Origin of the sequence: Kitasatospora sp. NPDC101155, assembly GCF_044768305.1 — a bacterium.
In the GTDB taxonomy this organism is placed as follows: Bacteria; Actinomycetota; Actinomycetes; order Streptomycetales; family Streptomycetaceae; genus Kitasatospora.
Genome location: NZ_JBIWPN010000053.1, coordinates 31,573 through 44,622, shown reverse-complemented (window position 1 = coordinate 44,622; position 13,050 = coordinate 31,573). Strand labels below are relative to the sequence as shown.

Sequence of the window (13,050 nt, the reverse complement as noted above, 5' to 3'; positions counted from 1 at the left end):
AACGGACGCTTCCTTCGGACCGCCTTCCAGCGGGCCCTCCGGGCGCTTCGTTCTTTCGTGTTTCCAGCTTATCAGATGTTTTCCGCTCCGTTTCCAGGGCTTCCTTCATCCAACTCGCCGGTGTCTTCCGGGGCTTGACGCCCCGTCCGACGTTTCAAACTCTAGCCGATCCCCGCTCCGAAAAGCGAATCGACCGCAATCCAATAAAACGCGCACGCCGAATGAGCACCGAGCCGCACCACGAGAACGCGAAAACGACCGGCACGAACCGGAAAGGTGTTTCAGAGGATTGGCCGCCCCGGGACCGTCCGCGCCGATGCGTGTCCGGTGCTCCCTGCCGAGCGACTAGAGAACACTACCCCTCCCTGGCGCCTCAGGCAAACCGGTCCCGGGGACGGTCCGGGTGCAGAGCACACGGCCCGGCTTCACGTACTCGCCATTGGGATGGTCGTTGCCCGCGACCCACTGGCGGGCGGTGGCCTCGTCCCGGCCGCCGTCGCGGTGGCGGCGCAGCAGTCGCTCCTCGCGGACGGCATCGTCGGTGTGGACGTACCAGAGCTCCCGCAGCAGTCGGCGGGCGTCCGGCCAGGGGGTGTCGGCGGACGCGAGGTAGTTGCCCTCGGTGATGACCAGGCGGGTGTGCGGACGCACGAGGTGGCGGGCGGCGACCGGCTCGTCCAGGGTGCGGTCGAAGTCGGGGACGTAGATGTCCTGGAAGCGGTCGGCGGCGATGCGGTGCAACAGGGCGAGGTAACCGTGGGCGTCGAAGGTGGCCGGGGCGCCCTTGCGGTGGGTCAGGCCGAGGCGGTCGAGCTGGGCGGCGGAGAGGTGGAAGCCGTCGAGCGGGACGTACGCCGCGGTGCCGGGGCCTTCTACGCGTTCGACCTCGGCGACCAGGTGGCGCGCCAAGGTGGACTTGCCGGCGCCGGGCGGGCCGGCAAGTCCGAGGATCGTGCGGGCGTTGCTGCCCGGGCCGCGGAGGAATCCGAGGGCAAGGGCGGTGAGGCGGTCCTCGTTCATGGCCGCACCCTACTCACCCGTCCGGGCCCGATGGACGGCTGAGGAGAGGGCGGCTTGTGGGAAGGACAGTTCAGGACAGGGCCGGCAGATCCAGCGTGAGGGTGCCGGCGTCGGCATCCAGCAGTGCGGGGACGCCGAGCGGGACGGTGAGGGTGGACGGGCAGTGGCCGAAGCCCAGTTCCCAGACCACCGGCACACCGAGGCCGCCAAGGCGGTCGAGCATCACGTCCCGGACGCGTTCGGGGCGTCCGCAGCCCTCCCAGGAGCCGAGGGCTATGCCGGCCACGCCGTCGAGGGCGCCGGAGCGGAGGAACTGGGTGAGCAGGCGGTCGAGCTGGTACTGGTGCTCGTTCACGTCTTCGAGGATCAGGATGCTGCCCGCATAGGAGGGGCGGGCGGCGGGCGTGCCGCGCTCGGCGGCGAGGACGTGGACGCATCCTCCGGCGGTGACGCCGCGGGCTCGGCCGGGAACGAGCGCGGTGGCGGTGGACGAGGTGAGGACGGTGGTGGAGGCGGGGTCGAAGAGGGTCCGGCGCAGGTGTTCGGCGGTGGGGCCGTCGTCCACGAAGGAGGCGCCGGCGGCCAACGGCCCGTACAGGGTGACGAGGCCGAGGCGCTGGGCGAAGGCCTCGTGCAGGGAGCTGACGTCGCTGAAGCCGATGAAGGGCTTGGGTCGCGCCGCGCGCATCGCGGTCCAGTCGATCAGGTCGACGATGCGGTGAACACCGTAGCCGCCACGGGCGCAGATGACGGCGTCGACGGTGGGGTCGAGCCAGGCGTCCTGGAGGTCGGCGGCGCGGTCGGCGTCCGTACCGGCGAGGTAGCCGAGGGTCGGGTGGGTGTCGAGGACGTGCGGGGCGACAGTGACGCGCAGGCCCCAGGAGCGGAGGATCTCGCAGCCGGCGGTGAGTCGCGCGGGGTCGATCGGGCCGCTGGGGGCGACGACGGCGATGTGGTCGCCGGGGCGCAGGTGCGGCGGGCGGGTCAGTCCCTGACCGGGGGGGGTCGGGTTCTGGTCCATGGGCCGGGCCTTTCGGGGAAGGAGTGGGGCTGCGGGCGGCCTCGGGTGAGGTCGAGGCCGCCCGGTGACGATATGCCCCCGCCTCGACCGGCCGATGTCCACCGGTCGACGGCCCGAGGACTCCGCAGGTCGGGGACCACCCGGGTCGGGGACCCTCGGGTCGGGCAGCCCCGGGTCGGGCAGCCCCGGACCGGTCGGCTGAGGACCCTTCAGATCGCCCCCATCACCTCCCGCACCTCGGCGAGGGTGGCGTCGGCGATGGCGTTGGCCCGCGCCGCGCCGTCGCGCAGGACCTGCCGCAGGCGGCCGCGGTCGGTGGCGAGTTCGGCGCGGCGGGCACGCAGCGGGCGGAAGTACTCGTTGACCGACTCGGTGACGGTGCGCTTGAGCGCGGCGGCTCCGCCGTCGCCGATCTCCTCGGCGATCGCCTCGGGGGTTCGTTCCTGGCAGAGTGCGGCGAGCAGGACCAGGCTGGACACCTCGGGGCGGTTCGCCGGGTCGTAGCTGATGCGGCGTTCGGCGTCGGTCTTGGCGCCGCGGATGATCCGGGCGGTCTCGTCCTCGGTGGCGCCGAGGGACACAGCGTTGCCGCGGCTCTTGCTCATCTTTCCGCCGTCGGTGCCGAGCAGCATCGGGGCGTCGGAGAGCAGCGCCTTGGGCCGGGGGAAGACGGCGCTGCCGTCGGCGTGCGGGTAGCGCTCGTTGAAGCGGCGGGCGATGGTGCGGGCGACTTCGAGGTGGGGCAGCTGGTCCTGGCCGACCGGGACGAGGTCGGCTTTGCAGAACAGGATGTCGGCGGCCTGGTGGACGGGGTAGGTGAACATCAGTCCGTTGACGGCTGCCTGGCTTGAGTGGGCGATCTCGTCCTTGACGGTGGGGTTGCGGCTCAGTTCGGCGACGCTGACCAGGCTGAGGAAGGGCAGCAGCAGCTGGTTGAGGGCGGGGACGGCGCTGTGCGCGAAGATCGTGGCGCGGTCGGGGTCGAGGCCGGCCGCGAGGTAGTCGAGGACGAGGTTCTCGGTGTGCTCGGCGAGCCGGTCGGCGAGGTCTCGGTCGGTGATGACCTGGTAGTCGGCGACCAGCACGAACATCTCGACGCCCCGGTCCTGGAGGCGGACGCGGTTCTGCAGGGTGCCGAAGTAGTGGCCGAGGTGGAGCGGGCCGGTGGGGCGGTCACCGGTGAGGACGCGGTGGGCGGCCGGGTCGGCGATCGGGTCCGAGGCGGTCAGGTCGGACACGGCGGTGGCGGTGGTCATCGGGGTTCTCCCTCGGTACGGCGATGGTGTCGGCCGTCCGGGGCGAGGGGCCCGTCCCGCAGGGGAAACGCAGCAGGGCCGTCCATCCCGGACGGCCCTGGTCAGGCGAATGAGGTGGCCGTCCTAGGACGGCCACCAGCACAGGCCTGTGAAGCGCTTCATGCGTCCAACGATAGCGGCACTTCCTCGGCGGCACCGGCTTTTGCCGGTATCAGCCCCCGCCCCGACGGCACCGGCCTCTGCCGGCACGATGACTTTTGACCCCCCGACAAGCTCCGCCTACCAGGGTCACGACGAGCGGCAGGATAGGTTTGCCTCACCTAACTATGACCGACCTGTCCCGACCCGTGAAGGAGCGTCGCGTGGCCCCCGACTCCGACGGCCCGACCCTCGTCCCCCGCACCCCCACCCGCCGCCGCTTCCTCACCGCCGGGGTCACCGGCGCCGTCGCGCTCGGCCTCGGCGGGCTGCTCACCGCCTGCGGCAGCTCCGGCGAATCCGGCGGGACCGGCGGCCGCGGCACGCGCCCGGGCGGCGGCTCGTCGCCGGACCAGAAGTCGGTCAAGCAGGGCGGCGACGACTACGCCACCGTGATCGAGAAGATGACGGGCTTCGGCACCGACACCGCCCCCGGCGTCTACCCGCGAACCGTCAAGCACGCGATGGGCGAGACCGTCATCCCGGCCAAGCCCACCCGGGTCGTGGTGCTGGACACCGGCGAGCTGGACAACGTCGTCTCGCTCGGCATCCAACCGGTCGGCGTCGTCCACACCGACGCCTCCAAGTCCCTGCCGCCCTACCTCAAGGACAAGGCCGGCAACCCCGCCGCCGTCGGCACCATCAACAGCCTCAACCTGGAGGCGATCGCCGCGCTCAAGCCCGACCTGATCCTCGGCAGCCAGCTACGTGCCCAGGACCAGTACGCGCAGCTGTCCAAGATCGCGCCGACCGTCTTCTCGCTGCGCCCCGGCTACCCCTGGAAGCAGAACTTCCTGCTCAACGCCAGCCCGTTCGGCCTGGAGGCCGAGGCCAAGGCGCAGCTCGACGCGTACCGGGCGGCCGCCGCCGCGATCGGCACCGAGCTCGGCGACAAGCGGCCCACCATCACTCCGCTGCGCTTCATGCCGGGCCGCACCAGGCTCTACGCCGAGCTGTCCTTCATCGGCACCATCCTGACCGACGTTCCGCTGCCGCAGCCGAAGATCGAGCAGGTCAAGGAACTCGCGGTGGAGGTCAGCCCGGAGCAGATCGACAAGGCCGACGCCGACTGGATCGTCTACGGCGTGTACGGCAGCCCCGGCTCGACCAGCCAGGACGCGGTGCTCGGCGGCGCGCTCTGGAAGACCCTCGGCGCGGTCAAGTCCGGTCAGGCCCGGCCGGTTTCGGACGAGACCTGGTTCCTCGGGCTCGGCGTCACGGCGGCGAACGCGGTACTCGCCGACCTCAAGGGCTTCGTCGCGCCCGGCAGTTGAGCCGATACGCCCGGTAGGGGGCGGCGATGATCTCTCGGTGGTCGCGCGCACACGCCCGGGATTGACGCTTGGAGCTGGTCGCGCGGTGCGGGAGGATCGTCGAGACCGTCCCCCGAAGGGCCCGCCGATGACCTCGCACCATCCCGCCGCCACCGACCCCGCCCTGCCCGGCCCGCCCGCGGACGGCGCCGGCTCCTCACCGCCGGCCGCCGTACCGACCGGCACGGCCGTCACGACGGCCCCGGCCGCCCCGGCCGCAGCGTCCGTGCCGGACGCGTATTCCACCCTGATCTGCTCGATCGCCACGGCGGCCGAGGGCGGCGCGGCCCCGGCCGGCGCGACCCGGCAGGGCTGCACCGCCCGCCACGACTCGGTTCCGCGGCCGCGCACCGCGGAGGACACCGAGGCGTACCTCGCCGCGACCGCCGCCCCAGCCGCGGCGGAAGGCGATCCGACGACGGCGCGGCTGCGGGCCGCCTTCGCCGACCGGCTGCGGGCCGCGCGCGCCGAGGGGCGCTCGCTGGCCGAGCTGGCGGCCGCCTGCCGGCGGCCCGTCGATGAGGTGCGGGCACTGCTCGGCGAGGAGGCCGGGGACGACCCCACCGGGCAGGACGCCCCCGCGGGCGACACCGGGCCGGGGTTCGTACGGCTCCAGCAGCCGGCGACGCCTGCGGAGGCCAACCGGCCCGCGCCCGCCCCGCGTTCGGCCCGCGAGGAGGTACGGAGCTTCGGCTCCCGCCGGCCGTCGCCCTCGCGCCGACTGCGCCGGATGCACCCGCAGGCCGACCGGACCGGGCAGGAGGCGGCCGCACGGGAGACGGCCGTGACCGACCCGGCGGGCACTGAGCCGCGCGGTTCGGGGTGGGTAGGTGAACCCACCGGTGCAACGGGGGCGGTTGCCGATCACGCGCCCCCGGCGGCTGCGGTGGAGGGCGCGTTCAGAGCTCCGTCCGGGGCTTCGTCCGACGCTTCCTTCGGGACTTCCTTCGGGGATTCGTCCGGAGCCCGGACCGGTACCGGAGCGGGGGCCGGGGCCTCCCGGACCGAACCCCCGCTCGGCATCCTGATCGGCGGCAGCCCGGGCCAGCCCGACGCCGTCGGCCGCTCGGAGGAACGGACGCCGGTCCGGGCGGCGGCGGAGCCGATCCGGGTCGGACGCGGCACCAGCCTGATCGTGCTGCCCTCCTGGCGCCCCGCCATCGCCGTCTCGGTGTCGACCGAGCAGCTGCTCTCCGAGACCGGGCTCACCGTCGAACAACTGGCCGATGCCCAGCTGACGGTGATGATGAACCCCTGGGCCCTGCACGACCGGGAGCTGGACCTGCACGGCTGGGAGTCCGGCCCGGCCGCCGGGAGGGGTCGGCGCGCCGGGCGCGGGTAGCGGCGCCGGTCAGCCCGGTCGGGCCAACGGGCGACCGGGGCGTTCGGGACGTAGCCGAGGTCGACGGGTACCGGAGGGAGTCCGTCGACCGCCCAGCCCGCGCGGACCGTCTCCAGCAGCTCCGGGAGCCGGGGCGGCCAGAGCGCGTCGGCGTTCTCGTCGGCGAGGTCGGCCGGGGTCCACCAGCGCCAGCCGAGGATCCGGTCCTCGGCGTGCACCGCGCTGACGTCGCCGACCGGGCCGCGGTGCGGTCCGCTGGTGAGGTAGATGTGCTCGTGCTGGCGGACCGGGGTGCCGTGCCAGGTGAAGTCGTGCTCCCAGGTGCAGAGCAACGGGCCGGGTTCGAGGTCGGTCCAGCCGGTCTCCTCCCACAGCTCGCGCCGGGCACCGGCCAACGGGCTCTCGCCCCGCTCCAGTCCACCGCCCGGCATGGTCCAGTGGACGCCGACCTCGTCGTTGTCCGAACGGAGCAGGAACACCGAGCCGGTCTCGTCCAGCACCACCGTCCGGGCGGCCTGCCGGGGAACGCGTTTACGGGGTCGCAGCAGATTTCGCATCGGGACACTCTGACAGCGCTCGACCAGGGCGTCGAGCGGATTCATCGGCCTGGCCCCGCACTTGAACCGCTGGACCACGCCCTGCGCCGATTGGGAGCCGATCGGCGCCGAGGCGTGCTCCTGGGCGGGCCCGTCGGCCGTACTCTGGCCGCCATGTCCGTACCCGCGATCCTCTTCCCCGCCGATCCGCTCAACCCGCGCCGGCCCGACCCGCACTTCACCTGGGAGGCCAGGATGCTGCGGGAGTTGGGCGGCGAGCACCACCTGGTCGACCACGACGCGCTGCTCGCCGGGCACGCCGAGGAGGCGGTCCGGCGGGTGCCCCACGACAGCGGCCCGCTCTGGTACCGGGGTTGGATGCTCCCCTCCGCCCGGTACGCCGAGTTCGCCAGCGCACTCACCGACCGCGGCGGCAACCCGCTGACCAGCGCGCCCGGTTACGCGGCGGCACACGAACTGCCCGGCTGGTACGGCGCGTTCGAGGGGGCGACCCCGCCCAGCGTCTGGATCCCGACCGCCGGGGCGGCGGCGCCCGGACCGGCGGAACTGGCCGCGGCCGCGGCCCGGCTCGGCGGGAGCGGGCCGGCGATCGTCAAGGACTATGTGAAGTCGCGCAAGCACGAATGGCACGAGGCCTGCTACGTGCCGGAGCTGGCCGACCTGGCGGCCGTCGGCCGGGTGGTCGGGCGGTTCGTCGAACTCCAGGGCGAGTTCCTGACCGGCGGGGTGGTGCTGCGGCGGTACGAGGAGTTCGAGCGCGCGGGCGGCGGGGCGGGCCAGGCGGACGGCGGGTCGGACCGCGCGAACGGTGGACCTGACCACGCGGACGGTGCGGACCGGCGGGCCGTGGAGGCCCGGGTGTGGTGGTTGGACGGCCGGCCGATCCTGGTCGGGCCGCACCCGGACGCCCCGCACCAGGAGATCGAGCCCGACCTGACCGACGTTCCCGCGCTGGTGCGCAGACTCGGCTGCCGCTTCGTCACCACCGACCTCGCCAGCCGGGCCGACGGCTCCGGCTGGCGAGTCGTCGAGGTCGGGGACGGGCAGGTCAGCGACCTGCCGCGCGGGATCGACGCCTCGGGGCTGCTGGCCTCGCTGATCGCCGCCTGACGGCTTCGCCGTCAGGCGGCTTTCGCTTCGAACCACTTTCGCTTCGAACCACTTTCGGTTCGAACTGCTTTCGGTTCGAACCGCTTCGGGGCCGGGCGGCTTTCGGCCGGGGCCCGACGGCCTACCCGGCGGCGACCGCCTCGGCCGCCGGGTGGCCGTCCGCGATGAACGCCTGCCAGAGCCGGGCGTACGCGCCGCCCCGGGCGAGCAGTTCGGTGTGGGTGCCGTCCTCGACCACCCGGCCGTGGTCCAGCACGACCACCCGGTCGGCACGCTCGGCGGTGGTCAGGCGGTGCGCGATGACCAGGGTGGTGCGACCGCCGCTGAGCCGGTCGGCGGCCTGGTTGACCACCGCCTCGGTGGCCAGGTCGAGCGCCGCGGTGGCCTCGTCCAGCAGCAGGATGTCCGGGTCGACCAGTTCGGCCCGGGCCAGGGCGATCAGCTGGCGCTGGCCCGCCGAAAGGTTCCGCCCACGGCCCGCGACCTCATGGTCGTAACCGCCCGACAGCCGGACGATCATGTCGTGCGCGCCGACCGCCCGAGCCGCCGCCTCCACCTCGGCTGCCGAGGCGTCCGGCCGACCGTACGCGATCGCCTCGCGGACCGTGCCCGCGAACAGGTACGCCTCCTGCGGCACCACGCCCAGCCGATGGCGGTACTGCGCCAGGTCGTAGCGGGTGAGGTCGACACCGTCCACCCGGACCGTGCCGGCCGTCGCGTCGTAGAACCGGGCGACCAGCTTGACCAGCGTCGACTTGCCGGCACCGGTCTCACCGACCAGCGCCACCGTCTGACCGGCGGGCACGTGCAGGTCCACCCCGCTCAGCACCTCCGGGGCACCGTCCGCACCGCCGTTGTAGGCGAATCCGACGCCCTCGAAGGTGATCTCGCCGCGCAGCCCCTTGGGTACCGGGACCGGGTCGGCGGCCTCGGCGGTGGTGGTCGGGGTGCGCAGCAGCTCGCGGATCCGACCGAGGCCCACCGAGGCCTGCTGGTAGCCGTCGAACACCTGGGACAACTGGTTGACCGGGGCGAAGAACAGGTCGATGTAGAGCAGGTACGCGACCAGCGCGCCGACCGTCAGCGTCCCGGCGTCGACCCGGGCGGCGCCGACGATCAGCACCAGGGCGGCGGCCACGCTGGAGAGGAACTGGACGAACGGGAAGTACAGCGAGATGTAGAACTGCGCGCGGACCCTGGCCTCGCGGTAGGCGATGCCCCGGGCCACGAAACGGTCGGTGTTGGTGTCCAGCCGACGGAAGGCCTGGACGATCCGCATGCCGGCCACGTTCTCCTGCAGGTCGGCGTTGACCGTACTGATCAGGTCGCGGGAGCGCTCGTACTGGTCCTTGGACTTCTTGCGGAACACCAGGGTGGCGATCACCAGCAGCGGCAGCACGGCGAAGACCACCAGGGCGAGGCCGGCGTCGATGATCAGCAGGGCGACGAAGATCCCGGCGAAGGTCAGCAGGCTGACCACGGCGGTGACCATGCCGGTCTGCAGGAAGGACATCAGCGAGTCCAGGTCGGTGGTCATCCGGGTCATGATCCGGCCGGTCAGCTCACGCTCGTAGTAGTCCAGGCCGAGCCGGTTGAGGTGGGCGAAGATCTTGAGCCGAAGGGTGTAGAGCACGCGCTCGCCGGTGCGGCCGCTGACCCGGTTCTCGGCGCTCTGCACCACCCAGTCCAGCAGGACCACGACCAGCGCGGTGATCGAGGCCACCGCGACGCCGGCCATCAGGCCCTTGCGGACGCCCTCGTCGATACCGTGCCGGATCAGCACCGGCAGCACCAGACCGGCGGCCGCGTCCAGGGCGACCAGCAGGAAGGCCAGGGCCAGCGGGGTGCGGAAGGGGCGCAGCATGCGGCCGAGGGTGAAGTCGGGGTCGCCGGCCTCTGCCTCGGCGCGGGGGACGGCGGGGGTGTCGGCGGCCGGCGGGAGGGCGGCGACCTTGGCCATCAGGTCGGGGTCGGCAGTGCGGGCCGCCTTGGCCAGGGCGGGGGTGGCGGCCACAGGAGCGGGGCTCTGCTCGGCCGGGCCGCTCTGGCCGTCCTGCGCGTTCCGGCCGTCCTGTTCGGCATGGTCGGCATGGTCGGCGTGGTCAGGCTGGTCGGGCCGGGGCGCGGGCTGGGGGGTGCGGCCGGCCTCGGGGTCGGTGATCAGGGCCCGGTACCGGGGACATCGGGCTTCGAGTTCCTCGTGGGTGCCGATGTCCAGCAGCCGGCCGCGGTCCAGAACGGCGATCCGGTCGGCGAGCTGGAGGGTCGAGCGGCGGTGGGCGATCAGCAGGGTGGTGCGGCCGGTCATCACCGAGCGCAGCGCATCGTGGATCTCGGCCTCGACCTGCGGGTCCACCGCCGAGGTGGCGTCGTCCAGCAGCAGGATCCGGGGGTCGGTGAGGATCGCCCGGGCCAGGGCGATGCGCTGGCGCTGGCCGCCGGAGAGGGTCAGGCCCTGCTCGCCGACCTTGGTCTCGTAGCCGTCCGGCAGCGCGCGCACGAACTCGTCGGCCTGGGCGGCGCGGGCGGCGGCGACGATCTGCTCGTCGGTGGCGTCCGGGCGGCCGTACGCGATGTTGGTGCGGACCGACTCCGAGAAGAGGAAGCTCTCCTCGGGGACGATGCCGACCGCCGCGCGGACCGAGTCCAGGGTGAGGTCGCGCAGGTCGTGGCCGTAGAGGCGGACGGCGCCCGCGGCCGGGTCGTAGAAGCGGGGCACCAGCTGGGCCACCGTCGACTTGCCGGAGCCGGAGGCGCCGACCAGGGCGAGGGTCTCGCCGGGGGCCAGCTGCAGGCTGAGGCCGTGCAGCACGGGGGCGGGGTGTTCGGGGTCGTAACGGAATTCGACCTGGTCGAACTCCAGGGCGACCTCGGGGGTGCGCGGGCCGACGGTGGTGCCGGTCGGGGTTCCGGCCTCCCGGCCTCCGGTCTCCTGATTGCCGGCCTTCCGCGTCCCGGCCTTTCGCATCCCGGCCTTCCGAGCCCCGTCCTTCCAGGTCCGGTCGGGGCTGCTGTCCGGAGTGCTGTCGCGGGTGAGGTCCAGGGTGAGAGCGTCCGGGCGCTCCTGGACCAGCGGGCGCTCGTCGATCAGCTGCAGGACGCGCTCGACGCCCGCCCGGGCCTGCTGGCCGACCGTGATGACCATGGTCAGCATCCGCACCGGGCCGGTCATCTGCGCGACGTAGGTGGAGAAGGCGACGAAGGTTCCGAGCGAGACCTGTCCGTCGACGGCCAGCCAACCGCCGAAGGCCAGCACCGCGACCTGGGCGAGGGCCGGGATCGCCTGCATCGCCGGGTTGTAGCGGGCGTTGAGGCGTATCGACCGGAGCCGGGCGGCGAACAGGTTGTGGGAGGCCTGCTCCAGCTTGTCCCGCTCCTGCGCCTCCTGACCGAAGCCCTTGACCACCCGGACGCCGCCTATCGCGCCGTCCACCACGCCCGCTACGGCGGCCGCCTCCTGCTGGGCGGCCCAGGTGGCGGGGAACAGGCGCTTGCGGCCGAGCACACTGACCCACCACAGCGCGGGAGCCATGACCAGGGCGATCAGGGTGAGCGGCGCTGACAGCCAGAGCATCACGGCCAGCGACATGACGAACATCACCAGGTAGCCGGTCATCATCGGCAGCATCGAGAGCAGGCCGTTGATCAGCTGGAGGTCGGAGGTCGCGCGCCCGACCACCTGGCCGGTGTCCAGGCGGTCCTGGCGGTGGCCGTCGAGCCGACCGAGTGAGCGGAACAGGTCGCTGCGCATGTCGTGCTGGACATCGAGGGCGAGCTGACCGCCGTAGTAGCGACGGACCTGGGTGCAGCCGAAGACCACGACGGCGGCGAGCAGCAGCACCACCGCCCACGGGGTCAGTGATCGGGTGTGGGCGACGATCACGTCATCGATGATCAGCTTGGTGACCAGCGGCACCAGCGCGGTGACGGCCATGCCGACGAGCGAGGCGCCGAAGGCGAGCAGCAGGCTGCGCCGGGACCGCCAGCTGTAGCCGATCAGTCGGCGCAGCCAGCCGCTCGTCTCGGCGGGCGCGTCGGGGTGCGGCTCGGGCTGCTGCTCGACGAGCGTGTCCGCGGGCGGCTCGGGGGCCGCCGGGCCGCTCGGGGATTGCTCCACCGTGGATCCGTGAGTCTCGGGCATATTTAGGGATGCTAACCATTTCGTCGGGTGGCCGCCATGGCATTTCCGGCCGCGCGGGGCGGCCGGAGTGGGCGCCGGGGCGGCCCGGATCGTCCGGTCCGGCGGACTGGGCAACAGCCTGCAGCCTGCGCTGATTCCCGATCGAACACAGTTGCTGTTCGTAAGTCCGTCGCCCCTCCAGGGTCGCCGACGGCCCGACGGGCGCCCAGCGACCAGGGGGCGGGCGGGCGCCGTCCTTTGGACCTAGGGCTGGGGGCGGGCGGTGCGCTTCGGCCTCTGGGCCCCGGAGTCCGGAGCGCTTGGACGCCGAAGCACTCGGGCGTCAGGCCCGCCCGGACGCGCCGGCAGTCGCCGAGTCGGCGGCGGCCGCGAAGGCTCCATGGGCGAGGGTGTGCAGCAGCGCGGCCATGCCGTCGCGCTGCAGGCCGGCGCGCTCACCCTGGGCCGGGTTCGGGCCGAGGCTGTGCGGGGTCGAGTTGATCAGGCCGAAGACCGCGTGCACGGCGGCCCGCGCCACCGGCTCGGCGCTGGGGCCGGCGAGCGGCGGGTAGGCCTGTCGGACCACGTCCACCCACAGCTCGACGTAGCCGCGCTGCAGCCGCCGAACGGTGCGGCGGTCCTCCTCCTTGAGGTTCAGCAGCTCGCGGTCGTGCAGGGTGATCAGGTCGCGGTCGTTCAGGGCGAAGTCGACGTGGCCGCTGATCAGCGCGTCCAGCGCGGCGGACGGGCCGTCGCCGCCGCCCGCCCGTCGCCGCCCCTCCTCCAGCAGGCGCTCACTGATGCCGATCAGCAGATCGGCGAGCATCGCGTCCTTGCCGGCGAAGTGGCGGTAGAGCCCGGGGCCGCTGATGCCGACGGCCTTGCCGATCTCGTCCACGCCCACGCCGAGGAAGCCACGGGCGGCGAACAGTCGCGCGGCCTCCCGGCGGATCTGATCGCGGCGTGGGAGCGCGGAGGTTGCGGGGACGTTCGGCATGCTGCCCATCGTAGACAGTCGGGTTATCGACCGTTAACCTGGGCGCGTAAGTTAACGTTAATTAACGTGGGAACCACGGGCGCACCGGCATCCGGCCCGCCCACCTGCTGCCGAGG

At 73.0% G+C, this 13,050-nt stretch carries 8 protein-coding genes and 1 pseudogene; 3 read left to right on the top strand and 6 right to left on the bottom strand.

Going from position 1 to position 13,050, the window contains the following annotated elements:
• Positions 1-345: 345 nt before the first annotated feature.
• The 3 genes from ACIRYZ_RS39705 to trpS all read right to left on the bottom strand — a co-directional run bounded on the left by ACIRYZ_RS39705 (position 346) and on the right by trpS (position 3,297).
• On the bottom strand, positions 346-1,020 hold the full coding sequence (locus ACIRYZ_RS39705; RefSeq protein WP_402953514.1) for a nucleoside/nucleotide kinase family protein: 675 nt from the start codon (positions 1,018-1,020) through the stop codon (positions 346-348).
• 70 nt (positions 1,021-1,090) lie between these two features.
• Positions 1,091-2,041 carry an LD-carboxypeptidase gene (locus ACIRYZ_RS39700; protein ID WP_402953513.1) on the bottom strand — a complete coding sequence of 317 codons (951 nt, stop codon included), beginning with the start codon at positions 2,039-2,041 and terminating at the stop codon, positions 1,091-1,093.
• Positions 2,042-2,250: 209 nt separating this feature from the next.
• Positions 2,251-3,297, bottom strand: a complete 1,047-nt coding sequence (trpS, locus tag ACIRYZ_RS39695; RefSeq protein ID WP_402953512.1) for a tryptophan--tRNA ligase — start codon at positions 3,295-3,297, stop codon at positions 2,251-2,253.
• 362 nt (positions 3,298-3,659) lie between these two features.
• Between trpS and ACIRYZ_RS39690 the strand changes: the two genes are divergently transcribed.
• Both ACIRYZ_RS39690 and ACIRYZ_RS39685 read left to right on the top strand, forming a co-directional pair.
• Positions 3,660-4,769, top strand: coding sequence for an ABC transporter substrate-binding protein (locus tag ACIRYZ_RS39690; RefSeq protein ID WP_402953511.1), 1,110 nt, complete (start codon positions 3,660-3,662; stop codon positions 4,767-4,769).
• Positions 4,770-4,896: 127 nt separating this feature from the next.
• Entirely contained in the window at positions 4,897-6,150 is a 1,254-nt protein-coding gene (locus ACIRYZ_RS39685) for a hypothetical protein (protein ID WP_402953515.1), read from the top strand.
• Positions 6,151-6,314: 164 nt separating this feature from the next.
• Here the strand turns inward: ACIRYZ_RS39685 and ACIRYZ_RS39680 are convergent.
• Positions 6,315-6,707: pseudogene (locus tag ACIRYZ_RS39680) on the bottom strand (NUDIX hydrolase); the annotation flags it as partial.
• A gap of 153 nt (positions 6,708-6,860) precedes the next feature.
• Here ACIRYZ_RS39680 and ACIRYZ_RS39675 point away from each other — a divergent pair.
• A complete protein-coding gene (locus tag ACIRYZ_RS39675; protein ID WP_402953510.1) occupies positions 6,861-7,817 on the top strand; it encodes an ATP-grasp domain-containing protein in 957 nt (318 codons plus the stop codon).
• A gap of 121 nt (positions 7,818-7,938) precedes the next feature.
• Here ACIRYZ_RS39675 and ACIRYZ_RS39670 read toward each other — a convergent pair whose 3' ends face one another.
• A complete protein-coding gene (locus tag ACIRYZ_RS39670) occupies positions 7,939-11,958 on the bottom strand; it encodes an ABC transporter ATP-binding protein (RefSeq protein WP_402953509.1) in 4,020 nt (1,339 codons plus the stop codon).
• A 322-nt stretch (positions 11,959-12,280) separates the two neighbouring features.
• On the bottom strand, positions 12,281-12,934 hold the full coding sequence (locus ACIRYZ_RS39665) for a TetR/AcrR family transcriptional regulator (protein ID WP_402953508.1): 654 nt from the start codon (positions 12,932-12,934) through the stop codon (positions 12,281-12,283).
• Between the last annotated feature and the right edge of the window lie 116 nt (positions 12,935-13,050).